General features: G+C 47.5%; 21 protein-coding genes. 10 read left to right on the top strand and 11 right to left on the bottom strand.

Annotated features, from left to right (window positions below; translation table 11 throughout):
• Positions 1–116 precede the first annotated feature (116 nt).
• The 4 genes from GJR95_RS38815 to GJR95_RS38830 all read right to left on the bottom strand — a co-directional run bounded on the left by GJR95_RS38815 (position 117) and on the right by GJR95_RS38830 (position 5,476).
• A complete protein-coding gene (locus GJR95_RS38815) occupies positions 117–278 on the bottom strand; it encodes a hypothetical protein (RefSeq protein ID WP_162390978.1) in 162 nt (53 codons plus the stop codon).
• The gene (locus GJR95_RS38820; RefSeq protein ID WP_162390979.1) at positions 275–2,845 is read right to left on the bottom strand and encodes a TonB-dependent receptor; all 2,571 of its coding nucleotides are present in this window, start codon (positions 2,843–2,845) and stop codon (positions 275–277) included. The genes GJR95_RS38815 and GJR95_RS38820 overlap by 4 nt, the downstream gene beginning before the upstream one ends.
• A 92-nt stretch (positions 2,846–2,937) precedes the next feature.
• On the bottom strand, positions 2,938–3,285 hold the full coding sequence (locus GJR95_RS38825) for a winged helix-turn-helix domain-containing protein (protein ID WP_162390980.1): 348 nt from the start codon (positions 3,283–3,285) through the stop codon (positions 2,938–2,940).
• 148 nt (positions 3,286–3,433) lie between these two features.
• Entirely contained in the window at positions 3,434–5,476 is a 2,043-nt protein-coding gene (locus tag GJR95_RS38830; RefSeq protein ID WP_162390981.1) for a hypothetical protein, read from the bottom strand.
• Between the two features lie 110 nt (positions 5,477–5,586).
• Between GJR95_RS38830 and GJR95_RS38835 the strand changes: the two genes are divergently transcribed.
• The 3 genes from GJR95_RS38835 (at position 5,587) to cydB (ending at position 8,599) form a co-directional block, all read left to right on the top strand.
• Positions 5,587–5,886 carry a hypothetical protein gene (locus GJR95_RS38835; RefSeq protein ID WP_162390982.1) on the top strand — a complete coding sequence of 100 codons (300 nt, stop codon included), beginning with the start codon at positions 5,587–5,589 and terminating at the stop codon, positions 5,884–5,886.
• Positions 5,887–6,127: 241 nt separating this feature from the next.
• The gene (locus GJR95_RS38840) at positions 6,128–7,501 is read left to right on the top strand and encodes a cytochrome ubiquinol oxidase subunit I (protein WP_162390983.1); all 1,374 of its coding nucleotides are present in this window, start codon (positions 6,128–6,130) and stop codon (positions 7,499–7,501) included.
• A 63-nt stretch (positions 7,502–7,564) separates the two neighbouring features.
• Entirely contained in the window at positions 7,565–8,599 is a 1,035-nt protein-coding gene (gene cydB, locus GJR95_RS38845) for a cytochrome d ubiquinol oxidase subunit II (protein ID WP_162390984.1), read from the top strand.
• On the opposite strand, the gene nfi is transcribed toward cydB, so the two are convergent.
• Entirely contained in the window at positions 8,596–9,291 is a 696-nt protein-coding gene (gene nfi, locus GJR95_RS38850; RefSeq protein WP_162390985.1) for a deoxyribonuclease V, read from the bottom strand. The two genes, cydB and nfi, sit on opposite strands and share 4 nt — an antisense overlap.
• A gap of 431 nt (positions 9,292–9,722) precedes the next feature.
• Here nfi and GJR95_RS38855 point away from each other — a divergent pair, with 431 nt between their 5' ends.
• Positions 9,723–10,364: a response regulator gene (locus GJR95_RS38855; RefSeq protein ID WP_162390986.1), complete on the top strand. Its 642-nt coding sequence runs from the start codon at positions 9,723–9,725 to the stop codon at positions 10,362–10,364.
• Positions 10,365–10,398: 34 nt separating this feature from the next.
• Positions 10,399–10,539 (top strand): hypothetical protein, encoded by a 141-nt coding sequence (locus GJR95_RS38860; RefSeq protein WP_162390987.1) that lies wholly within the window; start codon positions 10,399–10,401, stop codon positions 10,537–10,539.
• 37 nt (positions 10,540–10,576) lie between these two features.
• On the opposite strand, the gene GJR95_RS38865 is transcribed toward GJR95_RS38860, so the two are convergent.
• Positions 10,577–12,559: a tetratricopeptide repeat-containing sensor histidine kinase gene (locus GJR95_RS38865; protein ID WP_162390988.1), complete on the bottom strand. Its 1,983-nt coding sequence runs from the start codon at positions 12,557–12,559 to the stop codon at positions 10,577–10,579.
• Between the two features lie 95 nt (positions 12,560–12,654).
• Between GJR95_RS38865 and GJR95_RS38870 the strand changes: the two genes are divergently transcribed.
• Together GJR95_RS38870 and GJR95_RS38875 are read left to right on the top strand one after the other, a co-directional pair.
• Positions 12,655–12,795 (top strand): hypothetical protein, encoded by a 141-nt coding sequence (locus tag GJR95_RS38870; RefSeq protein WP_162390989.1) that lies wholly within the window; start codon positions 12,655–12,657, stop codon positions 12,793–12,795.
• Positions 12,796–12,921: 126 nt separating this feature from the next.
• Positions 12,922–14,448: a PQQ-binding-like beta-propeller repeat protein gene (locus GJR95_RS38875; RefSeq protein ID WP_162390990.1), complete on the top strand. Its 1,527-nt coding sequence runs from the start codon at positions 12,922–12,924 to the stop codon at positions 14,446–14,448.
• Positions 14,449–14,486: 38 nt separating this feature from the next.
• On the opposite strand, the gene GJR95_RS38880 is transcribed toward GJR95_RS38875, so the two are convergent.
• The 3 genes from GJR95_RS38880 to GJR95_RS38890 form a co-directional block, all read right to left on the bottom strand.
• Positions 14,487–16,013 carry a S41 family peptidase gene (locus tag GJR95_RS38880; RefSeq protein WP_162390991.1) on the bottom strand — a complete coding sequence of 509 codons (1,527 nt, stop codon included), beginning with the start codon at positions 16,011–16,013 and terminating at the stop codon, positions 14,487–14,489.
• A 45-nt stretch (positions 16,014–16,058) separates the two neighbouring features.
• Positions 16,059–17,219, bottom strand: coding sequence for a helix-turn-helix domain-containing protein (locus GJR95_RS38885; RefSeq protein WP_162390992.1), 1,161 nt, complete (start codon positions 17,217–17,219; stop codon positions 16,059–16,061).
• Between the two features lie 69 nt (positions 17,220–17,288).
• Positions 17,289–17,909: a hypothetical protein gene (locus GJR95_RS38890; protein WP_162390993.1), complete on the bottom strand. Its 621-nt coding sequence runs from the start codon at positions 17,907–17,909 to the stop codon at positions 17,289–17,291.
• 354 nt (positions 17,910–18,263) lie between these two features.
• Between GJR95_RS38890 and GJR95_RS38895 the strand changes: the two genes are divergently transcribed.
• The 3 genes from GJR95_RS38895 (at position 18,264) to GJR95_RS38905 (ending at position 22,170) form a co-directional block, all read left to right on the top strand.
• Positions 18,264–19,391, top strand: a complete 1,128-nt coding sequence (locus GJR95_RS38895) for a hypothetical protein (protein WP_232541006.1) — start codon at positions 18,264–18,266, stop codon at positions 19,389–19,391.
• A gap of 23 nt (positions 19,392–19,414) precedes the next feature.
• Positions 19,415–21,109, top strand: coding sequence for a hypothetical protein (locus GJR95_RS38900; protein ID WP_162390995.1), 1,695 nt, complete (start codon positions 19,415–19,417; stop codon positions 21,107–21,109).
• 98 nt (positions 21,110–21,207) lie between these two features.
• A complete protein-coding gene (locus tag GJR95_RS38905) occupies positions 21,208–22,170 on the top strand; it encodes a sugar phosphate isomerase/epimerase family protein (RefSeq protein ID WP_162390996.1) in 963 nt (320 codons plus the stop codon).
• Positions 22,171–22,242: 72 nt separating this feature from the next.
• On the opposite strand, the gene GJR95_RS38910 is transcribed toward GJR95_RS38905, so the two are convergent.
• Both GJR95_RS38910 and GJR95_RS38915 read right to left on the bottom strand, forming a co-directional pair.
• The gene (locus GJR95_RS38910) at positions 22,243–23,370 is read right to left on the bottom strand and encodes an App1 family protein (RefSeq protein WP_162392026.1); all 1,128 of its coding nucleotides are present in this window, start codon (positions 23,368–23,370) and stop codon (positions 22,243–22,245) included.
• A gap of 19 nt (positions 23,371–23,389) precedes the next feature.
• The gene (locus tag GJR95_RS38915) at positions 23,390–25,186 is read right to left on the bottom strand and encodes a glycoside hydrolase family 71/99 protein (protein ID WP_162390997.1); all 1,797 of its coding nucleotides are present in this window, start codon (positions 25,184–25,186) and stop codon (positions 23,390–23,392) included.
• Positions 25,187–25,235: the final 49 nt, after the last annotated feature.

Consider the following 25,235-nt stretch of genomic DNA (forward strand, 5'->3'; position numbering starts at 1 on the left):
AGTGGTTAAGGGCATGCAGTACATGCCCTTAACCGCTTCTGTTATAGTGAAATTACTTTTTTAATCGTGTCAATATTTTCAATAGCCACTTTGCCATTTCCGTATTGTCATAACTTTCATGCATAATCTTGATTGGAGCATTGTATGACAATACTCTTCAAATCCAGTTTGGCTGGATCGCCATCAGGAACGCCCGCTTTTTGCATTGTCGTCAGAAATTCGTGAGCGATCAGCCCATGCGCAATGGCAGTCGGATGCAGCCTGACCGCAAGGTTCATTCCAGCACGTTTAGTACCACTGTTGCGTAATAAAAACCACCTACGGCAGGGCCAGCGGTAAACGTAGTGTACGGTCGGTTTAAGAGATTGGTAGCGCCAATTTTAAAGGAAAGCGATCCAAAGGTTCGGTTGGGTAATGCATAGCTGACCTGGGCATCGAAGGTATTGATGGCCGGAACCGTACCCGTTGCCAGCGACGACTGCCACAGAAATGAACTCTGGTATTTATAATTGACCGAAAAGCCAATGCCTTGCCAGATGTCGGTATTTGATACACCCAGGTTTGTTATCCATTTCGGTGTGTTAAAGGCTTCTTCAAGGCCATCGCCCTGATCGGTCCGGTCGAGCCGTGCCAGCGATGCATTCCCCGAAAGTACCCAGTTGCGACCCGCCGAATACCGGATGCCCAGGCTGGAGCCGTAGTTATAGACCGTTGTTTTAGAATTGGTCCAGAGTCGGTATCGATCCTGCTGGTTGCGGTCGGCCAGGTAATAGGCGAGCGAGTCCCGATTGGTGCCTCTGGGGATATTGGCTTCAACCTGCGCAATGAAATTCCGATAGACATTATAGTAAAAATCGATGTCTACATACAGCTTCTTGGTAAAAAATAGCCCTTTATACCCCACTTCGATACTGTTGACCTGCTCGGGTTTCAGATAGGTATACGTATTGGGCTTCAGAAGACCCTTGTTTTTCTGGATAGCCTGATCAGTCGTTAACTTATAGGTATTGACATCGGTGTTAATGGCTGCCTGAAACGCGTCGATAGACGTACGGAAATAGGAGTTTTCGAAAATGCCCTGCGACATGATTTTTAGACCGCCTACGCGCTTCACTCCGCCGGAATTGACGTTGGAAAAAGCCTCAAACAGCGACGGGAATCGGTATCCTGTTTGATAGGACGCCCGAAAATTATGATTCTCGGTTGGCGAAAACACAAGCGATAGTCTGGGATTTACGCGCGGATCGAAATAGCGGTTTTTATCCACACGCAACGACCCACGAAGGCTCAGCCGATCGCTGAAAAACGACCGTGATGCCTGAACGAAGCCACCGGTTTTGTCGTAAATGAGGTTATGATCCGTTCGGTCAGGATTGATGAAGTAGTTGCCATCTGGATAAACAATGTATTGCCTATAGTCGAATCCAGCCAGCAGGTCGATTCCGGTTTTCTGCCGAAAGCCTGACCATAAAACGCGCGTCGGCTCTACCTGCCCTTCCACATGATACATCCACGATTTTACGCGCAGAGCCGCACCAATGTCCCAATTGTTAATATCACGGAGCTTGGCCACCTGATTATTGAATACTTCTGAACCCGGTTGTGGCCGGCCAAAATCGGCAAGTTTGCGGGCGTTCTGTAGTGCCTGCGTAACCGCCTGACCCGCTGTGATGCTATTGGTGAATTGAGTCGTAAAATCGGCAAACCATTGGTTATCTGACTTGAAAGACTTGTCGATATTCTCGGCCATTGAGCGGATGTTGTAGGAGTCGCCGGTGTTTTCGCGGGTTCGGTAGGCCCGAATTTGAACGGATGGTGATTCGAGCGTCAGACCATGCTGATCGAGCACATAATTGTCGAGCCGGAATCGATTGGTGCGTTGGTAGACATTATCGAGCGTAGCGGCTTTGTAACGGTACGACACGGTCAGCGTGGGTCGGATTCGCCAGAAAACAGCTACATCGCCCCGAAGATTATTCAGGCTCAGATCGGTCGTTTCATTTTCAAAATAGCCGGTACGCGATACTACATATTTTTTGCCATCAATGGTCAACGTACGGCGGTTGGCCGATTCGTCTCCGTAATTATTGACCAGATCACTGCCCGGATTACTGGTGCCGGTCAGGCCAAGTGATGCGTTGGCATTCGGGTTCAGATCCGACGCGTCGCGGGCAATCCAGTCGTAGCCACGCTGATAGGTCAGGTTCACTTTAAAAGCCAGCCGGGAGCCAATCGTCTGGGCATAACGTAAACTAGTTTCGCTAAATACTTTTGCGGAACTGAGCGGATCGCTGACATGGTTAACCCCGGTTTTTTGACTGATACTTAGCCCTGGTGACGAAAACGGATCTTTCGTAATGAGTTGTGCCAATCCATTCAGTGCATTCAGACCGTAAAGTGCCGAAGCTGCTCCCGGCACAATCTCGACCCGCTGAATATCCAGATCCGACGGAGCCAGCGCATTGGCAATGGGCCCGCCAATGTGTGGGGCCTGGTTATCCATGCCATCTACCAGTTGAACAAACCGAACATTGGTGGGATTAGCGAAACCACGTGTGTTATATACCTTGAACCCAAGGCTGGGTGTCAGTAACTGAACACCTTTGAGGTTTTCGATGGCATCAAAATACGAAGGCTGAGCCGAAAGTCGAATTTGCCGCGCATCGAGTACTTCAATACTAACGGGCGATTTTAACACATTTTCGGATATGCGGGAAGCCGTAACAACGATTTCACTTAGCTGAATTTTACGCAGCGAATCGGTTGGATTGATGGTACTGTCGGGCAGGTTAGCCGCTAATAGGGCAGGACTTGTTAAAAAAAACAGCAGGAACAGGTGTTTCATGAACGTCGTTATTTCCTCCGAAAGATAACGATCGTTCTATTTGTTCGAAAATAACGATGCCGTTTTGTTATGAATGGGCTAGCTGGCAGTTGTTAAGCCGGAAGATTGGCCAACTCATCGGCCAGGAATTTCTCGAACCGTTCGTGCAAAGCCCGGTAATGACTGAGGTATTTTTCTCCCTCAGCCGTTATAATGGTTCCACCCCCTTTTTCGCCCCCGGTCTGGGTCGTTACCAGTGGTGAATCAGCCTGCGTATTCATCGAATGGACCAGCTCCCAGGCCCGTTTGTAAGACATATTCATGGCTTTTGCCGCCTGGTTAATCGAACCAGTACGCTGAATATGACCGAGCAATTCCAGTCGACCAATACCCATAAACCGTTCGGTGCCGTCGGTGGAGGCTGTTTCGAGCCAGATACGGCCGTTAATGCGAAGGTTCATGTTGAAAGAAATTTGTTTGGGGGCGAATGTACAACAAGGTTGGATTTTTGCAGAATAGGGCTAAGATTCCATAGGCCATTTCTCAAAGGTCTGGTCTATGGAATCCTACAAAAACTGGAAACTAATCGCCTGAAAGGTAGCCGAATACCTAGTTCGTCACGCGTTTTACACCTAATCGACCGAATGCGCTCTTTAGCCGCACCAACTCTTTATTTTTCAGGCTGATTGAGTCTTTCGCCTGTTGACTAATGCTACGGGCAACGCTGTCGGAGAGGAACCAGCCCAGCGGATATTTATCGTTATAAGCCAGTCGGAGGGTGAGATAGTTTGTTCGGGGGTTGGTAAAACGATCCATAAAGGAGTTGAACATATTGTCGCGGGTGGTCGAGCCGTTGTCCCAGGCATTGAAAAAAGCCAGCAACGGAATCTGTACTTCCTGCAATATGGACCGCTTCTGTGGTAGACTGCCAATCGTATTGCTGTTCTGAATAAAGAGGATGTAGGGAATGATGGTGACTCGTTCGGCCGTATCCAGCCGTCGAATGGAAGGGACAAGGTTGTTTAGAAGCTGAATGCAGGTTTCGACGCCCGAATTATCAAAATAACCGCCATCGACCACGTGCCCGCCATATCGCTGTTTTTGGCCATTACCCACGAGCGTATCTTTCTGAACCAGACCACCATTGGTCACTACCGGAAAGCGACTGCATAACGAGGCCGCCGTTTTGAGCGGCACATCCGCTCCAAGTACATCCAGTGTCGACACCACATTCTTGAAATAATGCGGATCGAGTTGCAGATTCGAGGTAATGATTTTCTGGCCCGATTCGGCAAGGGTTCCGTTTAGCAGTAGAGAAGGTAAGTTGTAATTGTAGCCACTGGACGTATAATACAATTGAGTCAGTGAGGAGTCGAGCGTACGTAGGCCCAGATTGTCGCGGTAGGAGCCAGACCAGGAGTCTTCCAGCCATTTGGCGCGTTCGAGAGCCGGTAGGGGGAAAGGCACAAGCCGTTGTATGGATTCCGGAAATAACAGAGCGGCCGATACGCCGGATAAATAATCGTCTCGGATTACTTTTCTGAATTGCCCAAATCGGTTATTGCGGTCAGCCTCGGCAACATCGCGCAGAAAAGCGGTGTAAAAAACCGTTCCAACGCCCCCGCCCGACACGCCACTGAGCGCGTATACATGACGACTGAAGCCCGGAATAATCGAGTCGAGCCGGATGAGTGTTTCGGCAGTCCAGTTCAGTGCGCGAATACCTCCACCTTCGGCGGCAACCAGCACCAGCGGAATCGTGTCGCCTTCTTCCTGCCTGCGGGCGGCAACCCATTGGGCAAAGTGTGCTTCCACCGTTGGGCGTTGCGAAATCGGGGGTATTGACGAGTCTGTGGCCTCTCTAACGGTTGTGTTGTCATTAAACGCACTAATCACGATCAGGTAGACGAATACCATCAACATGAGTGGACGGTACCGGTAATCGTTGAAATACACCACCAGACTTCCCGCAAAAGTGTAGAGCGTGATTCCGAAAATAATGATGGCTGTAGGGCGAAAGCTTCGGGCAATTCCCCATTCGACGGGTAAGCTGAACACAAGAGTCAGAACAATACTGAACACGAGCCCACCCGTAACCACGACCCGCCCGAGCGGATTCCGCCAAAGAGCGCGTATATTCTGCGTGAAGTTGGTATAGCGTTCCGAAAATTTCCAATGAACGGGTAAGGCAAAAACCGGTACGTATTGCTCGACCACCAGAAATAGGCCTAGCAAAAGGCCACTTTGGAATACCAGGAGGTAAGGCTGCCAGTGGTTGGGCTTCCAGAAGGAATAGGCCAGAATCAACGCCGGAATCATACCGCCTAGTTTGGGTAACCATCGGAGCAGGAGATCGCATTCTTTGTTAAGCCGTAGGCCAACCGGCGAAATATGCAGAATCATGCGTGTGCAGCCATAAACTATCCAGCTCCATATGAATGTGCTGAGCAGAATATATTGGAATAGGCGGCTAAAGACACCTTCGTCAGTGACCGCATTGACCATGTCGTCGGCCTGATCGGGCACGGTGAGCACGTAGAGCGCAACGAGTAGCGTAATGATAATGACAAACGCCTTGCGCTGCGTCTGATAAAACGCAATGATGTAATTTTTAATCTGGTGCTGAAAGGATCGGGGTTCGGCAGGTTGCACAAGCAATTACGATAAATAAACGTACACGGCATAGTTTAAACTTCTGCCGGGGGTATACGGTTTTATAGACATAAATTTACTGGATCTATTGCTTCTAAACCTTTACACGTATGAAGGCGAATTTCCTCTTTTTTGCACTGCTACTTTCGTATGGTAGTTTTGCTCAGCAGGCCGATTCGGCAAAAGTTCAGCCGAAAGAATCGAAAAATCCATCTGGTTTGGCGAAATATAAAGAAAATGGTCGTTTCCAGAGCCAGCTTAACGTAGGTAGTTCGACGGCTACATCTGGCCAGACACCCGCATTGGGTATTGAAAAGCCTAAAAACCAACGTGTTGAATCGTCCTACCAATACGACAATGGCCGAGTTACGGGCGGTAAGACAACCCTTAAGTTTGGTAAAAAGCACTAAGAATCAACCAAACTTTTATCGAGACAAGAGCCGGTTTCCCGACCGGTTGAACGATTGTGCGGCCATCAATGGTCAGCGAGAATAACCGATGCCTTAGTTTTCTGGTAAAATATACTAGATAAACGTCCGCTGTTTCAGCATCCGGTTGTACCTTTCGGGCGATAGTTTTCTCGCCCTGTTCGCCCCTAATCGCATTGACTGTCTGCGACCTCGGCGATCTGTCCCCGCTATCGTTCTGGTTATGGACAACGTAGAATTACTCTCCCGGATTCAGTTCGCTTTCACCATCGCATTCCATTACATCTACCCGCCCCTTAGCATTGGCCTAGGCGTTTGCCTGGTGGTGATGGAAGGACTGTATCTGAAAACAAAAAACAAAGTTTACGAAGAACTAACCCGTTTCTGGGTCAAAATTTTTGCGCTCATTTTCGGTATTGGCGTTGCCACCGGCATTGTCATGGAGTTTGAATTTGGCACGAACTGGGCCACCTACTCGCGTTATGTCGGCGATATTTTTGGATCGGCGCTGGCAGCTGAAGGTATTTTTGCGTTTGCGCTGGAGTCGGCTTTCCTGGGTATTCTGCTGTTCGGCTGGAATAAAGTAAGCCCACGGGTACACTTCATGGCAACGGTACTCGTTGCGCTGGGTTCTATTTTTTCGGCCCTCTGGATTGTGGTCGCGAACTCATGGCAGCAAACGCCCTCCGGTTATCGCATTGAAGGAAAAGGCATGCATGCCCGCGCTATTGTGACCGACTTCTGGGCAATGGTCTTCAATCCTTCGTCGATTGAGCGGTATTCACATGTGTTGATCGGTGCGTTGCTGGCCGGATCGTTTCTGGTACTGAGCGTTAGCGCATGGTATATCCTTAAAAAACAGTATATTCTTCATGCCCAGGCTGCGTTTCGGATCGCGTTGTGGGTAGCAGCTGTATCATCGCTGGCACAATTGTTCACCGGTAGTAAGTCGGCAGAAGTGGTCACAAAATACCAGCCAGCAAAACTCGCTGCCATGGAAGGCCATTTTGACAAGTTAGCGCCTGCCGATATGTATCTGGTGGGTTGGGTTAATGCGAAAGAGCAGAAAACCACGGGCATTAAAATTCCCGGTGGTTTGTCGTTTTTAGTACATCAGGATTCGAAAGCGCCAATTCCCGGCCTCAATAGCATTAGACCAGAAGACCGCCCGACGGCCGTTAACTTCGTGTTTCAGACCTATCACCTGATGGTTGCCATTGGCATCACGCTAATCGGGCTAACGCTGTTCAGTTTGTTCATGCTTTACCGAAAAAAACTGTTTGAAACCCGTTGGCTGATGGGCATTTTTGTGTTCTCGGTGTTGCTGCCGCAGATTGCCAATCAGGTTGGCTGGTATACGGCAGAGGTAGGTCGGCAACCGTGGGTTGTCTATGGCCTGCTCAGAACGTCAAATGCGTTGTCGCAGGCGGTTAAAGCAGAACATGTCCTGGCCTCATTAATTCTGTTTACGTTCATTTACATGATGCTGTTTGGCCTGTTTCTGTACTTGCTGAACAAGAAAATACAGCACGGCCCCGATGTGATAGACTCTGATCAGGAGGAACCTTCGTCGCGAATGAACCCGGTATTTAACTAAAGAGCGAATGAGCGAACCAGACACGGATCGGTCTTTCACTCTTTCACCATTCACTCATTACTTATGGATACTGTTCTTGGTATTGATCTGCCTACGTGGTGGTTTTTGCTAATTGGGGCGCTGATTAGTGGCTACGGCATTTTAGACGGTTTCGACCTCGGAGCCGGAGCGCTACACCTGTTTTTCCGTAAAGAAGAAAGTCGCCGGATTGCGCTCAATGCCATTGGGCCGGTTTGGGACGGAAATGAAGTCTGGCTCGTAATTGGAGCGGGATCGTTGTTTGCGGCTTTCCCACTCGTATACGGCACGATTTTGTCGGTATTTTATCTGCCCTTCATCCTGTTTTTAGTCGCCATTATTTTCCGGGCAATTTCGATCGAGTTTCGGAGTAAAGAAAAAATGAAGTGGTGGCGAAAGCTCTGGGATATAAGTTTTTGCCTGTCCAGTATTGCCATTTCAATGCTGTTGGGTCTGATTCTGGGCAACCTGATTCAGGGTATTCCGCTGAATGCCAACCACGAATTTGTTGGCCGTCTGCGCGATTTCTTCAACCCATATGCCTTACTGGTTGCCATCACGGTGCTGTCGTTGTTTATGATGCACGGGGCTATGTATCTGATCATGAAAACCGAAGACCGCATCTTTGCCCGGTTGACAATTATTGCCAACAATACCAGTAAGTTTTTTATTCTGTGCTTCATGGCTACCTCGCTGGCAACGCTGATTTACGTGCCTCACATGACAGCCATCTTCAAAGATTATCCAGAACTATTTGTCTTACCGATTGGGGCCGTGCTCATAGTGTTGAATATCCGACGGAGTATCGAAAAGCGGCAATATCGGCGTGGTTTTGTATCGTCTTCCGTCACAACGGCGTTGCTACTGATCCTGTTTGCAATGGGACTCTATCCCAACCTCGTCCTGTCGAACATTGACCCCAGAGGCCACATTAGCATCTACGAAGCCGCGTCATCGGATGGATCCCTGCGGACAATGCTGCTGTTTGCCTTCATCGGTATGCCGCTGGTTGGCATGTACACCGTGTTTATGTTCTGGACATTCCGGGGGAAAGTGAAACTGGAAGAACATAGTTATTAGGCAGATAGGTCGGGTCGTTCTCCCTTCCGAAGTGCATTGACCAGATTGTGTGCCCTGCGGGTAGGTTCGGGAATTCGGTAGCCACCATCGCAATCGAGTGTGAGCGAAATGGCCGTTTCGAGATCAATCAAATGACCTGGCGAGACATATACCGGATTGACTTTGTTTTTTGTCCGCAAGGCTGCCCCAATTACCTCACCATAATGCGTCATGGGTGACCATGAGCCGCGTTCGGGGGCTGGGTCGTTATACTTGCCAACGAGCACCGATTTACCACAACCAAACGTCGGGCGGTTCAGAAAAAGTCCGGCATGAGAAGCAATACCGATCCGTCGCGGATGGGCCGTACCGTGACCATCGAACATGACCACATCGGGTTCGGTTTTTAATCGCGCCCATGCCTGCAACAGCGATGGAATCTCGCGAAACGATAGCAAACCTGGAATATACGGAAACGGAGCTGTGCTGATCACGCCCGTTTCCTCGATTGTTTCGAGCGTATCGAGTCGGAGTACTACGATTCCGGCATAAACCGTTTCTTCAAATTTATTGAATGAGATGTCGCAGCCTGCAATGGTTTTGGGTGGTTCAGCCAATGGCTCAATGCGAATCTGCGAGCGCAGTTGCTGTTGCAGAGCAATGGCTTCGGCGGGTGAAACAGTCCAGTCGTGAAGAAGTTGGTAATGCGCCATAGGTAAACAGGGAATGGGTCATTACCTAACGAACAAAACCGGAACAGAGTTTAGGTCAGATCGTTTTTATAACCTAACCACCCAAAGCGTTTGGTGAACCAGAATTGCCGGGCTGAATTGTAGAAATGGCACTGCTTCCTAAATCGAGTAGTTTGCTTTGGGTTTCGCTGGTGCAAAACAGGGCAGGCTTCGTGGATGAATTACACTGGGCTTTGGGTATAACCAATGCAGAGAGAAAGGGAAACCGAAAAATCCTCAAATTTAAGGATGCCAAAACCTAGGATAAGAGGATAGGAATTAGGGTGATAGGGCAGGAAATTTGCTTAGCGAAAAGTTATAGTAAGACTCGCCTGACTGACTGATTTACCCAGAATTGTATTTGGGGTATTTATTTGTCAGATTACAGCCGATTTATTTTTATATCCACAGCCATGCGTATTCTCGTTGCCGAAGATCACCGAATTCTGCTCGACAGCCTTGCTATGCTTCTGTCGAGTATCGACGGTATCGAGGTCGTGTCGAAACACACAAATGGCAAACAGGTATTGACTGCTCTGGACATTGACTCGGATATTACTATGGTGGTTTCTGACCTGCAAATGCCCATTATGGGCGGTATTGAGCTGACCCTCCAACTCCGCGAACGCTTTCCACACGTAAGGATTTGTTTGCTGACCGTGGCTGACCAACCCGATGCTATTAAAGAAGCGCTGCGTGCGGGGGCCGATGGTTATGTGCTAAAAAGTGCCGAACGTATCGAGCTGGAAACAGCCCTGGACATGATTGCGAAAGGACATAAATATTACAGTGAACAGGTCTTGATGCAATTAGCCATGGAAGCGGGAATGGAGTTAACGCCTGCTATTGACAAACCGCAGAAAATCGCCATTACGCAACGGGAACTTGATGTACTAAAACTGATAGCACAGGAGTTCTCCGGTACTCAGATTGCCGAAAAGCTATTTATCAGCCCAACCACCGTTGAAACGCACCGAAAACACCTGATGCAAAAACTGGGCGTACAGACAACAATTGGACTGGTAAAGTATGCGCTTAAATTTCAACTTGTTTAATTAAATCGTTTCATTTTTTAACTCTATTAAACGCATGGCTGATTCTAAAAATCCACCTGTTCGCCCAGAAATTGAGGATGGTATCCTGGAGACTATTGAAGAAAACTCATTCGCAGCACTGGAGGCTGAACCTAAAAACCCACCTGTTCGTCCAGAAGAGGAAAGTGCCGACTAACTCGTTCTTTAGGGTAATTATTTCTTCTGAGCAATAATTACCCTAATTTATACGTACTGGAATGCTCATTGATCCTAATCGTTTCAATGGGGATTTTTATTACTATCCGAGTGCCCTTTTCTTCTGGCAAATTAGTGTCAAACGTTCCTCCAAGTGATTCTAGTCGGGTTACTATATTTTTCAATCCGATACCTCGTTTGTCATGACTTTGGCCTAATCCTATCCCATTATCAGTAACTGAGAGGTGAATGCCTGATTCGGTACGGCATAGACTGATGCCTACGGTGGTCGCCTTTGCATGTTTAATGACATTATTGATCAGTTCCAGAACAATAGTATATACATTGAATTCAATTCCTATCGGAAGGCGTTCGGCTAAATGTTCGATAGTGAGAAGAAACTGTAGTGGAGAGTTCTGGTTCAATTTGCCAACAAGCGCCGTTAGTGTTTTGACAAGCCCTTCTTTTTCGAGTTCGGCCGGGAGGATATTATGCGAAATGTTTCTGACTTCAGCGTAGGCATTTTGAATAAGCAGTTTTACGTTTTGATAAACGGATTGTTCCGACTCTGATAGGTTTTTGGGATTAAGGTATTGGATACTCATGTTCACTGCACTGAGCAAGCTACTCAGATTGTCGTGGAGTTCGATCGCTACTCGCTTACGTTCAATAGTTTGGCCTTTAAAGAGGGCTTCTTTAATTTCTTCATTTTTGGTGGTCAGCTCGCGATTGGCATTAACGAGTTCCAGAGTACGTTCTTCTACCCTCGTTTCCAGAGTTTTATTGATCTCTGCAAGCTGTTTTCTGGCGTTTTCGAGTAAGGCACTTTGGCGATTAATTTCCTGGTTTTTTGTTTGTAGCCGTCGATTATTCCAAAAGAGCAAAGCCGCAATAAACAATACCGCAGCTATCCCTAAAAACAACCCATTGCGTGTCGTCGCCAATTGTTGATTCTGGTTTTGCTGGGCCAGTAGTTGTACTTGCTGCTTCTGTAAAGTATTCTCTTTCTGTACGTTATCGTACTGAGCTTGCAAGGATTCGATTCGTTGCTTTGTCCGTTCTTTCGACAAACTATCTTTTAGGGAGGCAAAATTTTCATGGGCTTTTAGCGCTTTGGCAGACTCGCCGGTATTCTTGTAAATTTTATACAGCAGCTCTTCCGCTTCTACCACAACACTGCTATTATTTACCTGAAGTGCTCGTTGTTTAGCGAGCCTGCTATACCTTAAAGCGGCCTGCCAGTTGCTTTGACGGATGTATAAATCACTGATATTAAGTAGTATACTTCCTTCCAGATCGATACTCCCAATTTTTCGGGATAAGGCCAGGGCTTTTTGAAAATGGTCAAGAGCTTTAGGCATGTCGCCCATGGCCTTATACACCCACCCGAGTGCATGTAAGCCCTGGGATTCAGTCCATTCATCACCGTTTGCCTTAGCTAGTTCATACAGCTCCTGATTGGTTTTTAAGGCATCCTTTAACTTACCCTGATCCCGATATACCGACCCCAGTACATTTAAAATAGATTGTCTGGCACGTGCATCCGGGTGCATTTTAAGGACTGATAGCCCTTGTTTAGAAAGTACCGTTGCTTTACTATACTCTTTAAGGCTGGCATAGGCATGAGCTAATGATCCATAGGACATGGCCAACCGGTTGTATTGTTTTAATTTTTCGGCCAGTAAAAGTGCTTTATAGTGAAATTCTATGCTCTGATAATGATCTCCTTTTACTTCATAAAGAAAGCCTGCGAACTGGTAAGCATAGATCAGTTCTTTTTGTAACGTTGGTGCCCTGCAGAGTTTAATCATCAGGGTATTGTAATGGACCGACGAGTCTAGGTTTACATCGACATAGTCGTTCATAACGACTTTTATCATCCTGTAGATGAGCGTGTCTTTGGCATACCCATCGGGCTGTTTCTGCAATTCCCCCAACTCTTTTTTGAGACTGTCGAGCCGATGCGTCTGGGAAAAGCCTACCTGAGCGACTAAACAGAAGAAAAGTAGCAGGTTTTTCATACATGTGTGGGTTTGAGGCAAACTTACATAGTCTCCTTTTATTTCCAAGCCTTCCTGCCGGGTGCATAGCTGTTGTAATATCCTTAAATTCTAGGATGCAAAATCATCAGGATCAGGGATTTCCGGATAGAAACCACGTGCCGACCTTTGAGGTGTTGATTCTGGCCAAACTATTAAGAGTAACCCTGGTCGTCTTGAAGTTGCTGTTTACGATGCTTGATTTTCCTCTGCTCTGAAAACCTGCTCACTCATCCAACTGAGCGGGCGTTGAGGTAAGTGGCGTTGGCAACTTAGAGTAATAGACAACACACACCTAGTGATTCCGACTCTATTCGCACCATTTTTCAAAACCAAACAAACGAATGAAAACGCGATTCTCAGTTCTATCTACCCTGTTTTGCCTATTGCTGTTGTGGTTCGTCTCCTGTAAGAAAACCGACGATCCCGTTGTAATACCCGGTAGCACTACTGGCCCTGGCTCAAATACCAGCACGACGGGTACCAAAAGCTCAGCCAAAACCATTACTGCCTTTACGTTGGCGGCCCTCAGTCCAGCCGTAAATGCTACAATTGATGCTACAGCAAAAACCATTTCGGCTACTGTCGCGTTGGGCACGGACGTGACGAAATTGGTGCCTACCATCACCATCGCTGACAAAGCGACGGTTTCGCCAGCATCAGGCGTAGCCCAGGATTTTTCGAGAGCTGTTACTTATACAGTGACTGCGGAAGATGGCAGCACGCAGGCGTACACGACTACCGTGACCGTCGATAAGCCGGTCGTAAATACGTCGGATCAGATACTGTTTGCTGCATCCCCAAACAGTTCAAAACCAACTTTTGCATCTTATGATTTAGTGACTGGAAATAAATTGATTGACTATGCTGATCAAAATCAGATTGTCTCCGGGATCAGTATGCCTGTAGTGTATAATGGGATATTATACACTACTCGAGCCAGTGGGACTCCCGGTTCGAGTTCAGCCGACATGAGGGCTGTTGAGATCAAGACAGGAACAGTAAAATGGCAATATAATAAAGACGTTAAAGACATACCGCTTGGTGTTCCAATACTCTCAAACGGGTTGCTGTATTTTCAGGATGGGGGAAAACAATATGGCGGAAATGAAAAGTTGATAGCCTTAGATGCGAACACTGGTGAAAAAAAATGGGAATATCAGGAAAGCGGAGCTACAACAATAAGGGCTATGACGGCCATGAACGGAATCGTGTATTTTAACGCTGATAAACAGAGCAGACTCGTAGCGTTAGATAACACGGGTAAAAAAATATGGAGTAAAGATGGTTTTAATACCGTCTCGATAACTGTCGTAGGAAATATAATTTATGTTAGTAATTACGATGCTCTCTACGCTCTGGATGCGGCAACTGGTACACAAAAGTGGAAAGTAGCTAATTTATCGGATGACCAGTATGCACTTTCCCGAGTTTGTACAGTTGGTGATGGCCTTTTATATATAGGCGGCAAAAAAATGTATGCTTTTGATGCAGCTACAGGTATCAAAAAATGGGAGTTTTCGCCGGAACTGGGTGTAAGTACAAGCCCTTACCTAACCGATGGTATCGTTTATTTTGGTGATGATGGTATGACCAAACACGGTGGAAAATTTTACGCCCTTGATGCGAAAACGGGAGCTAGGAAATGGGATTTTGCCTTCAATAATCCAGTCAGTGCCTCATCTGGTTACGCTATCAGCGCTCCCATTGCAGCGAATGGGATTGTATACATAGCGTCTAAAAATGGTCTATATCAATTAGATGCCATAGCCGGAACTCAAAAAAGTCTTTTTGCTAACCTTGGTTCTCCAGAAGTGATCGCTATCAAAGACAAAGTGTATTACCCAACTTCATCGGGTATGCAGCAGTAAATTCCCTGAACAGACAGACCTATAAGGTTTTGAAAACCTTATAGGTCTCCCATGCTATCCCGAATGAGTTTCTTGATGAACTCAAGCTGGTTATCGGTGTGATTTAAAATAGAATCAATGCTGATCGGAACGTCATAATCCGGCATCGTTCCGCGTCCGGTTTGAGTGGGTTTTCCGACGGCGTTATTGTAATAGACTAAGGGCGTACCTATGTATATCCTGGAATGGGGTAGCTCAAGGTGAATATAACTCCCACCATTACCACCTTCATAAGCTCCGCCAGATTCATCACCCACAAAGATGCCGATTCGGTTGGCATGTGCCACGGCCAAAAATTCGGAGGTTGTTGAACCGCTGCGTCCATTCATCAGCATATAGACCTGACCCTTAAATCGATTTGGCTTGGGATACTGGAGTTTCAGTTCCCGGCTGTTATCGTCTTCCTTGACGGTGAACGTACCGTCTTTTTCGGGGATTAACTCAGTTTTGACATTTTTTAGATCCTCGGCTGACAGGTCCGAAAATTTCAGAAACTCGGAGCTGTCTGTAACAGTGTGCTGGTGAGCATAATAACGAACAGCCGAGTCCGACTTCATCAGATACGTGAACAGTTCTACGCCCTGAATATCCCAGCCACCCGGATTGCTCCTGAGGTCAATAATCAGATGGCGGGCTTTCTTCTTCTCGATTTTCGCCAGACTCTCATCCATAAATGTTCTGAAGCGGGCTGCTGCCGTTTCGCTGCTGTTGGCTCCTTTGCCACCGAAGCTATCGATTCGCAAATAGGCAGTCTGGGTCGTATCCTTCAGAAACGATAAACGCCAGGGGTGTTTCGATTGATTTTTGCCATACCAGGCCAGCATCTGCGTATTGACCGGGTTTTTCTTATAGGCTGCCATAGAACCCGAAAAGGTTTGCGCGGGTCCATCGACCTGTACCGTATCGCCCGTCAGACTCCTGAATGTTAGTCGAAACGTATCCGGCTGATCAATGAACCAGTAATAAAACAAGGCGAAAAGCTGGCCCTGTAAGGCTGCCTGTTTCGATGTTTGATTATAGCCATCGGCCCAGTGATAGCGGTAAAATACCTGCCTGATACTGTCCATCGATTGCCCGTTGATACTGAGCAAATCGAACCCTGGTTTGATCCGCTGGTCGGTTGTGCCATTGAACAGAACATAGGAATGATTTTGCACAGGAAACAGAAAGAAAGGAAGTGTTTTCCAATGGACTGTAAAGAGTTTTTGCCAGTTTTTTGTCGGAAGGGAATGCGTATGGGCACAGCGAATGTCGGCAATGAGCGCTTCAATTGTCCTGTAAAACTCGTAGAAAGGGAGCGGGTTTGTTAATGTCGCGGCAATACTGTCCAGCTTAGCCTGCATGATGGGTTTAGACGTATAGCGGTATAGCCCCGGATGTGTTTCTTCCAGCAGTCGGCGCAAATACCGGAAGTCGGCCTGCATATCGGCGGGTTGTAGGACTTTAGTTTTTAGGGTATCAACACCCGGTTGAGCGCTGAGTGTGAACGAACACAGGACAATAAGAAAACCGTAAAGGAGCTTCATTTTAGGTTGTTTTTTGCCAAAACAGCCTAAAATCGACGCGCTTATCTACTCAAATCCCGATTTGAGAGGTGCTTTCTTCTGTTGGGCGACGTATTCACCCGGCGACATACCCGCCAGTTGCTTGAATGTTCGTTGAAAGGTAGCCTGCGAATTAAAACCACAATCGAACGCAATACCAGTCAGTGTGAGGTATTCGTAGGCCGGATCAGTTAGCCGCTGTTTCACTTCGTTAACACGGTGTTCGTTAATGAAGCTATTGAAATTTTTCCCTACATGCTGGTTCAATACAGCCGAAATGATCTTAGGATGTAATCGGGTATGTTGTCCTAATTTTTCAACGGTCAACTCGGGGTCTAAAAAAAGACGCTCTGTGTGCATGGCTGTCGAAAGCAGTCCGACAACCTGAGTAATTGTTTCACCAGGTAAATCGGAAGAACTGACTGATTTTGGGGGTAATTTACTGGGGGCTTCTGACCGTGTGTTCAGGTAACCTTTTAGCCCCAGCCAATAAATCAGAATAGCGATGGGAATATAAACCGGATACCAGCCTAACTGATCGAGCAGCGGACCACGCCAGCCCGGTACGATATACGGGATCATGAACAACAGCCAGATTGACTGAAAGAGCAGAAAGGCGTTGATGAACTGACGAAGCCAGCGCAAACGCTGCTGGACAGCATCTGAATCCTGCGAAGGCGATGATTGCCGGTTCAGCAGGCGTTTGGTCAGAAATAAGTAGATGGTGACCGAAAGCCAGCGAGGAATATCGACATAGGTATTGTATTCGTCCATGACATGCCCCCAGGTCGGTCCTGCTTTTTGGGGAAAGAAACCCAGGAGTAGACCGCCAATAAATACCCAACCCATCAGTGGCGCGCCCAGATCCAGAATGACTGAGTAAAAATGCCGTCGTTCCGATTTGCCCAATCGAAAAGCGGGATCAAGAACCGATTTTGTATAGAAATAGATAAGTGGCCCAATGGGCATGGCCAGAAAGAAGGGAAGGATTTCTATGGCAAGGCTCAACCATCGACTGGAAACAGGTACACCCACCGCAAAGCTCATCAGCGATAGTGAACCAATGAGTGCCGCCAGCAGCCGATTCGATAATTGCCGACCCTTTCGGTTAGCCCACAGGAGCGTTGCCAGAATAAATCCTTGAAGGGCACCCAGCAGTAAGATCAGGTCAAAGGGAGAAATAGTCATGTAGAAAAGGCCTATCGATACGGGCGCATTTCACTTGATATGCTGGCCTGCTATTTCTGGGAAAAGTCACTAATCCACAATTTTTACCCGAATTCGGTGCGGTGCGGGCTGGTTACCACCGAAATAAAGCCCGGTGCTGTAGGCAAATGTTTTGTCGTGTGTAAACGGAATGGGCGTACCACCGAGTATCTGATAAACCTTCCGGTCGTAATCAATTTTTATGGTCATCCGGGTGGGTTGGTTGATGGCCGTTTCGGCTACTTTAAAGTCGATTCGTTTGCCCTCCACATACACATAAGCACCCAGATCGATACGACCAGTTTTGGGATTCCACCGCCAGCCTACCCGTGCACCATCGACCTGATGGGGTGGTACACCATCGAGCGACTGATCTTTTGACCCAACGAAACCTAAGCCAATAACTTTATTCCAGTCGTCGGCATCAACAGCCCCAATATCGTAAATACAGCTACTATCGAAGGTGACTTCAGCCGTTATCTGGCCCGGACTGATCAGCAAACCAACCTTACGTTTGGGCATTGGCTCATGCTCCCCTTCTTCGATGACAACCCAATCTGGATTTGATAGCAGGAAATCGGGCACGCACGCGCTCATGAACAGGCAAAGGCCCACAAGAAGAGCTTTAGCTGCGAGTGTCGAAGAGCGTACCGGTGAATCAAAACGAAGCATAACGATGAAACAGAAAGAGGTAACTTTTGTGCAAATAACGCTATAAATAAACGAATCGGTATCCCGTTTGATCAGTCAGAAATTATCGATCGGTATAATAATTTTTAGATTACCTAACGAATAAAGATGAGTATATAAATGTATTAGCTTGATTTATAAGAGCCGTAGGCCAATGAGAATGTTGCCTCATTAGGACTATTTGTAGGTATAAATGACAACCTTTTTGTATTTTTCTGCATCCGTATCCAAACCAATAACTTCCCGTTTATGCATCCGAATGAGCGCGTAGGCCGCTTACCTACTAATTGGACGTCCAACTACATTTATGCTGTTGTTTTCTCGTCATTCTGTGTAATGATGGGCCTATTATGGGACATTATGTGGCACATGAGTATCGGTCGCGATGGCCTGTTTGCACCACCCCATGTTGTGATCTACGTCGGAGCGGTCGTGTCCGGCCTGTTTTCAGCCTACCAGATCCTGAAATTAACACTCACAAAAAATCATCCGGGTAGGGCTCAGGCAGTTCCTTTCTGGGGCGTTTTTTATGGGCCATTGGGGGCCATGTTCTGCGTTTGGGGTGCATTGGCTATGCTGACATCAGCACCATTTGACGACTGGTGGCATAATACCTATGGCCTCGATGTTCAGATACTAACCCCACCCCACACGATTCTGGCCATTGGTATCATGACCGTACAGTTTGGAGCGATGGTCGGTGTATTGGCTTTACAGAATCAATATCGAAATCAAACCGTAAGTGAGGTTGCTGGGGGCAATCGGCGCCTTTCGCTACTGAAGTGGTTGTTTGCTATTTCGGCCGGCTTGCTGTTGATGATGCTTTATACGCTGCTTTCCGAGTCAATGGGAATGCGCGAATCGCACCATTCCAGCTACTACGTCACCGCGGCCATCATCTTCCCATTTTACCTGCTGGCCGTAGGGCGCGGTTCCATGCTTCGCTGGCCAATTACAGCCATTACAGCTATCTATATGCTTGGTATGCTAGTGCCAAGCTGGATTCTTCCGTACTTTTCGGCTACCCCGCGGCTTGGCCCCGTTCTCAATCCGATCACCCATTATCAGCCATTTCTGTTTCCGGTGGTGTTAATTGTTCCGGCACTGGCTCTTGACTGGTTGATGCACCGGTTTGAGCTCCCCGCCAATGGAAAACGAAAGCTGAATGATTGGGTGCTGGCTGTTCTATATGCTGTGGCATTTATGATCGTACTACTGGCCGTTCAGTGGCCATTCGGCGGGTTTTTACTTACATCGCCTTATGCCCATAATGGTTTTTTTCTGTCTAATTCCTGGTCATACGATAGCCCTCCCGATTGGGAGTATCGCTATGCATTTGCCCCCTGGAATATCGAGTCGACCACTGATTTCTGGATTAGCTTCGGTAGGGCTTTAGTATATGCCACGCTGTCGGCCCGTGTTGGTCTACTCTGGGGGAACTGGATGAAACGGGTAGCGAGATGAGTTGCATTCAAACAGAAATAGGTATGACTAAAGATACAAGTAGCGTTTACAGTCGAATAAAGTGGTTTGTGTTTCTGTATACGCTCATTCACTTATTGACTCATTCACTCAGTGTAACGGCTCACGTTGGTAGTTCAGGCGTGATTGTGCAAAAACAGGCCGGTAAATATCAGTTATTGATCCAGATCAGTCCGCCCGATGTGGTGCCCGGAACGGCTAAGGTTACGGTATTTGTTGAGCAGGGGCGGGTCAGTAGTATTGGTGCACGGCCAATTTATTTCCGTTCGGGCGATAAAGGTGCGCCAACCCACGATGTGCTGACACCGGTAGGCGACAACCGGTATGAAGGTGACCTGTGGCTAATGGCATCAGGCTCGTCGAGTGTTGAGCTAAGCATCGACGGACCCGATGGAAAGCAGCAAGTTGTTGTACCCGTGATGGCGCTGGCAACGGCTCTGCGTGATATGCCCGCTGGAACAGGCTGGGGACTGGCTGCTATGGGTCTGTTGCTGGTTGTTATGCTGATCACAATTATTGGAGCGAGCAATGCCGACGGAATCGTGGCGCCTGATCAGCCAATTGTTGCAGCACTTCGGAAACGGCGACTGCTCGGAATGGGCATTGGCCTGGTCGTGTTAGTGCTGATTTTGGCCGGATGGCGGTCGTGGTGGAACAGCACATCGGAACAATATCGAACGCAACAACTGTATCAGCCTTTGCCAATTCATGCATCCGTGAACATGGCAAATGGCCAGCGTCAACTGACGATTCAGATTGACACAACTGATTTTAGGAAAAATGCGCGTCGGCGGACACTGAGTTATATACTTCCTGATCATGGCAAGCTCATGCACGCCTTTTTAGTCAGAATGCCGGGCCTGGATGCGTTCGCGCATTTACATCCTGTTCGGCAGGACACATTGCACTATAACGCGGCACTTCCGCCTTTGCCGGGGGGTAAATACCTGCTTTATGCCGATGTTGTGTATCGCAGTGGTTTTGCCGAAACCCTGACCGATATAGTAGAAATACCTTCGTTAAAAATTAGCCCCGAAGTTGCTGCCAATGCGAAACCGACGGATCGTGATGACAGCTGGCTCGTAACGGAACCGATGGGCGTAAAAGCCAATGCCGTGAATATGCCCCATCTGGATAACGATATGGTCGTATGCGGCAAACCGGGTGCCAGCATGAAACTGGAGGATGGCTCCAGTATGCTCTGGATGGATAAAGCGTCGCCGGTTCTGGAGGCTGGCAAATTGTATAATCTGAAATTTGCAGTCGCTGATGCACAGGGAAAAGCGGCCCCATTAGAACCCTATCTGGGGATGGGTGGCCATGCGGTTATCCTGCGATCGGATGGAACTGTATACATTCATCTGCATCCGGTCGGGACCTATTCAATGGCTGCCGAAGGCTCTCTGGTAGGTCGTATTGCGGATACTGCCCGTACATTTCATTACCCTGATGCGGCCAGGTTCCGGGATAGTATCGACACCTATGTCGCCAAATTAAACGCACTGCCCGAGGCCGAAAAGAATAAGTTGCTGCAGACAACCATGCCCACGATGAGCCATGCGATGAAAACCAACAATATGGTTGAGTTTCCGTATGCTTTCCCACGTGCCGGACACTATCGAATCTGGGTACAGGTGAAACGAAATGGTCGTGTTCTAACGGGTGTCTTCGATACTCAGGTAAACGAACCGCTATTGTAAACAGTAGGTTCGGGCACTTTTCTGGTTTAGATGTCATGGTAAACTGTGCCACGGTTTACCATGACATCTAAAAATAACCTGCACGATTTCCAACGTTTATGTCCCAATCCGTGACTCGTCGCCAACTGATGGCAACGTTGACCGCTGCCGCTGGCGCGTCCTTTTCACCTGCTTTGGCATCCTCGCCGTCGGAGCTTCCACTGGCTATACCTGCGGCCACTCCGCCACCTTTCACACTCTGCCTGAATATGAGCACCCTTCGTGGGCATAAACTTGGCTTTGTCAAAGAGTTGGAAACGGCATCAAAAGCGGGCTTTCAGCATGTTGAAATCTGGATTGAGACGTTGCAGCAATATATTAAATCGGGTGGGACCGTAGCCGATGCCCGTAAAGTGTTGTCTGATTCGGGCATTCGGGTTGAAAATGCGATTGGATTTGCGCCCTGGATTATTGATGACGATGCGGCCCGCGCCAAAGGACTCGACCAGATGAAGAGCGAAATGGAACTCCTGGCTCAAATTGGCTGCAAGCGGGTAGCAACGCCGTCGATAGGTGCTCAAACAGCCGAAGCACCCACCATTGACCTGAAAAAAGCCGCTGAACGCTATCGGGCTATTCTTGAGCTAGGCGACAAAACGGGCGTTGTGCCACAACTGGAAATGTGGGGCTTCTCGAAAAACCTGAGCCGTGTGAGCGAAGTCATGTACGTGGCTCTTGAAACGGGCCATCCGTCGGCCCGGCTTTTGCTCGACATTTACCATATTTTTAAAGGTGGTTCCAGCCTCGATAGCCTTCCCTTAATTGGTAAGCCAGCCATTGAGGTCTTTCACGTCAATGATTATCCGGCCAACATGACTCGTCAGGTCATTACCGATGCCGATCGGGTGTACCCCGGCGATGGCGTTGCGCCGATCAAAGAGACGCTGAAACGAATTAAAGACCCAAACAAATCGATTATCCTATCGCTGGAAGTATTCAACAAAAGCTACTACGCTCAGGATGCCATGACGGTCGCCAAAACATCTATGGAGAAGATGAAAAAAATGGTGGCCGGTGTGTAAGGTGATATAAGTGCAGCATCAAGAGCGAAAAGCGTGAATAACTTATTCAAACGTTTCACTCTTGATTCCTGATTATTCCTTATCGGCGCGCCTGTCGGCCCGGATTTCTGGAATCGTATCCGGATCGATCAGTCCCAGTGAGGCCGCATGTTCAGCGGCTTCAACCGTATCGGGAACCAATAGCATCGGTACATCGAAGGCTTCGGCCGTTCGGATGAGTTCACGAACGGCTTCGTCGCGCCGATCTTCTGAAACATCGCGAATGTAGATTGCCCGTATCCGGCCGGGATTCTCGCGAACTACCTGCGTATAAATTTCGGGGTCCTGCTGGCCACTATCGCCGATCAGTACAAAGGGCAACTGCGGATTTACATCCAGCACCTTTCGGATCATGGCCAGTTTATGGGTGTGATGCGATTGCGACGAAAGCAACTCAGGGCTAAAGCTCAGGTCGCGCAGCAAGATCGGACCTTTGGGAATACCCTGAATCCGGAAGAAATCAACGAGGAGATCATATAAATTCCACGGGCTGCTCGATATAAAATAGATCGGATTAAACAGTGTCGTGACGGGGCCGCTCTGCAATGCCCGATAAAAAGCGGCCACTCCCGCAAAGGGCAGGCGCGTGTAGGCATTACCAAGAAACGTGAGCCGGGCCGTTTGCAGAAGACTGGTAGCTCCCGTTACAAGCACCGTATCATCGATATCGGAAATGATCCCAAACTGGCTGTAAAGGGGCGAAACCATCAGGTAGCCATCTTTAATCACCGGTTCGCCGGTTGGCTGCACAATAGCATCCAGCGAATACCGAATGGGAAACCAGGCCCGGCCGGGTGGCAGAGTGTCAGGTGGGTTGATGGTTACCTCAAAATAACCTTCTTTATCGGTTACGGCCGTGTTCGATTTGCCAAAAGCGTCCACCCGTACCGTTACGCCCGGCACTTCGTCGCTCTCAAATCGTTGGTAGGTGGCCAGCAGATTTTGCCAGAATGTGTCGTTGTCGCTGGGGGTGCTCAGATCGCGCTCGCGCAAAACACGTCCGGTAATCCAAACCGCCGTAGGACTGCCGAAGCCGCGGTAATACACAATTTTATACGGTTTTTTTGCGTCGAGCCGCCCAAAGAGACGCTCTTTAAGGCGGTTGAACTGGGCTTCAGCGTCGCTAGAGGCACTAACTAAAAAATCTTTCCAGGTCGTCATTTGATGGTTAAAGCCATTGTCATCGTCCGATATAGCGGTAGTTAAAGCGTCGGTCGGGAGCACTGTCTCCATTTATAAAAAACTGGGTAATATCATTTAGCTTTTCGATATTATCAGCCCAATGAAAATCAAACTTTGGAATTGATGTAAAGTTGAAAACTTTTTTAGGAATGCTTATCTCCATTCGATTGCCAACGGCTTTATAGTTGGCCTTACCAATTGACTGCCACCGCCCCTTGCTCCATCGATCAATACTAGTTTGACCATTAGGGCTTACTTGCCGATTAATAATAATATCGTATCCTTCCCATCCCGTCTTTTTTGATTGATCTACATCAATAAAAAGCAGCATCCAGTTTCGGCCATTTGGCGTTGTAAGGGGCTTAGCTGTTTTGCTATAAAAATATATTGAATTTTTGTCATGCGTTGTTCTGGACTCTATTATATCATTTCGACCGGTTATGTTGGTTAATCTCAGTTTGTTATCATAACGAGGCCAGTCTCTATGGGCCACATCTCCCTGAAGATCGTTAAAGACTGGTTTAACTGATGCCCACTCATCAAATTTCCCATCAATAGACATCGTTCGAGAAGGAGTAGCTGTTTCTTCGGGGTTCAATCCCTTAAACCGTCGGACATTAGCTACTAACTGGTAATAGTAATTATCAGTATAGCCACCTTTCATAGGTTCAATATCACGATTAAATTCTTCATTATATTCATCCTGAAAAAAAGTTTCACCATGTTGCATTTTATGGTTGATGAAGCTTTTCAGCACCATACTCCGATCATTTGTATCTGCAATAAATCGTTGTGCAATCCACTCATTCCAGCCCGTAACGAATACTACAGATGGGTCAACAGCTAAAGCGCGTTTCCATTGTTCGGCAAAATATAGCCCAACATTGGTGGATGTTGTTGTAAGGTACCGATTTAGGGGACGTTGTTGGCCGTTACTTGAACTTTTTCCAACTCCAAATATTGGATGGCTGGCAGCGGCTACTGGAATTTCTTCAGGTTTATTGGGGTCATTTACCCAGCCATAATCCTGCGGAGTACTATCAAACCATTGCCAATGACCTGGTTGTGACTTAGCTTCTGTAAACTGCCAACTAAACCGCCAGGTAAAGAAATTACGTTGTGTCGGTTCACCGATTTCTTCTTGCTTCCCCAAAATTAGTGGCTTACCTTCCCAACGGAACCAAAGATCGGGATATTGATTTTTTGCATAAAAATTGTTATATAAATCAGCTATAGTTTCTTTCGGATTAGAATTTGTCACGAAACAGATGTAAGGTGTCTTTTGTCCTTGTCGACGCATGTCGGCCGATATTGCACATAATTTTATTAATGTTTGGAGATAGGTATCCCGGTTTGTAACATCCATAAATAAGATGTCTATACCGGCATTTGTTAACATTTGAAGATTACGCCTGATAATCCAGGGATCATCAGCTTTATAATAGCCTGCTTCGGGTTCCCCCCACCAGTGAAAAGCACCTTTAGGGCCATAGGCAGGATGAACAGGATTTGCTCGTAATAATTTTGAAATATCATAAACTGCCCCTTTGTAGGCACCATGCCATAAAAAATAAAAGATACCTACATATTTATTCGAACGTGCTGGTCCTGTTTCAACGGAAGTAGGTAATCTTCGTCCCGCTCCATCAGTTGCTACCCAATTATTATTTAAAATTACATGGCTCGGCGAGTTTTCAGCCATTTGATATTCAGGTTCAAATTTATCGACCAAATAAAGCTTAGAACCTAAGTAGGTAAATACGATAAGAATACCAATAATATTAAAATAGCGCATACAGGTAGTTTTAGTGAATGAGATGTATTATTTATAATATCACAGGGCA

Source organism: Spirosoma endbachense (genome assembly GCF_010233585.1).
Taxonomy (GTDB): Bacteria; Bacteroidota; Bacteroidia; order Cytophagales; family Spirosomataceae; genus Spirosoma; species Spirosoma endbachense.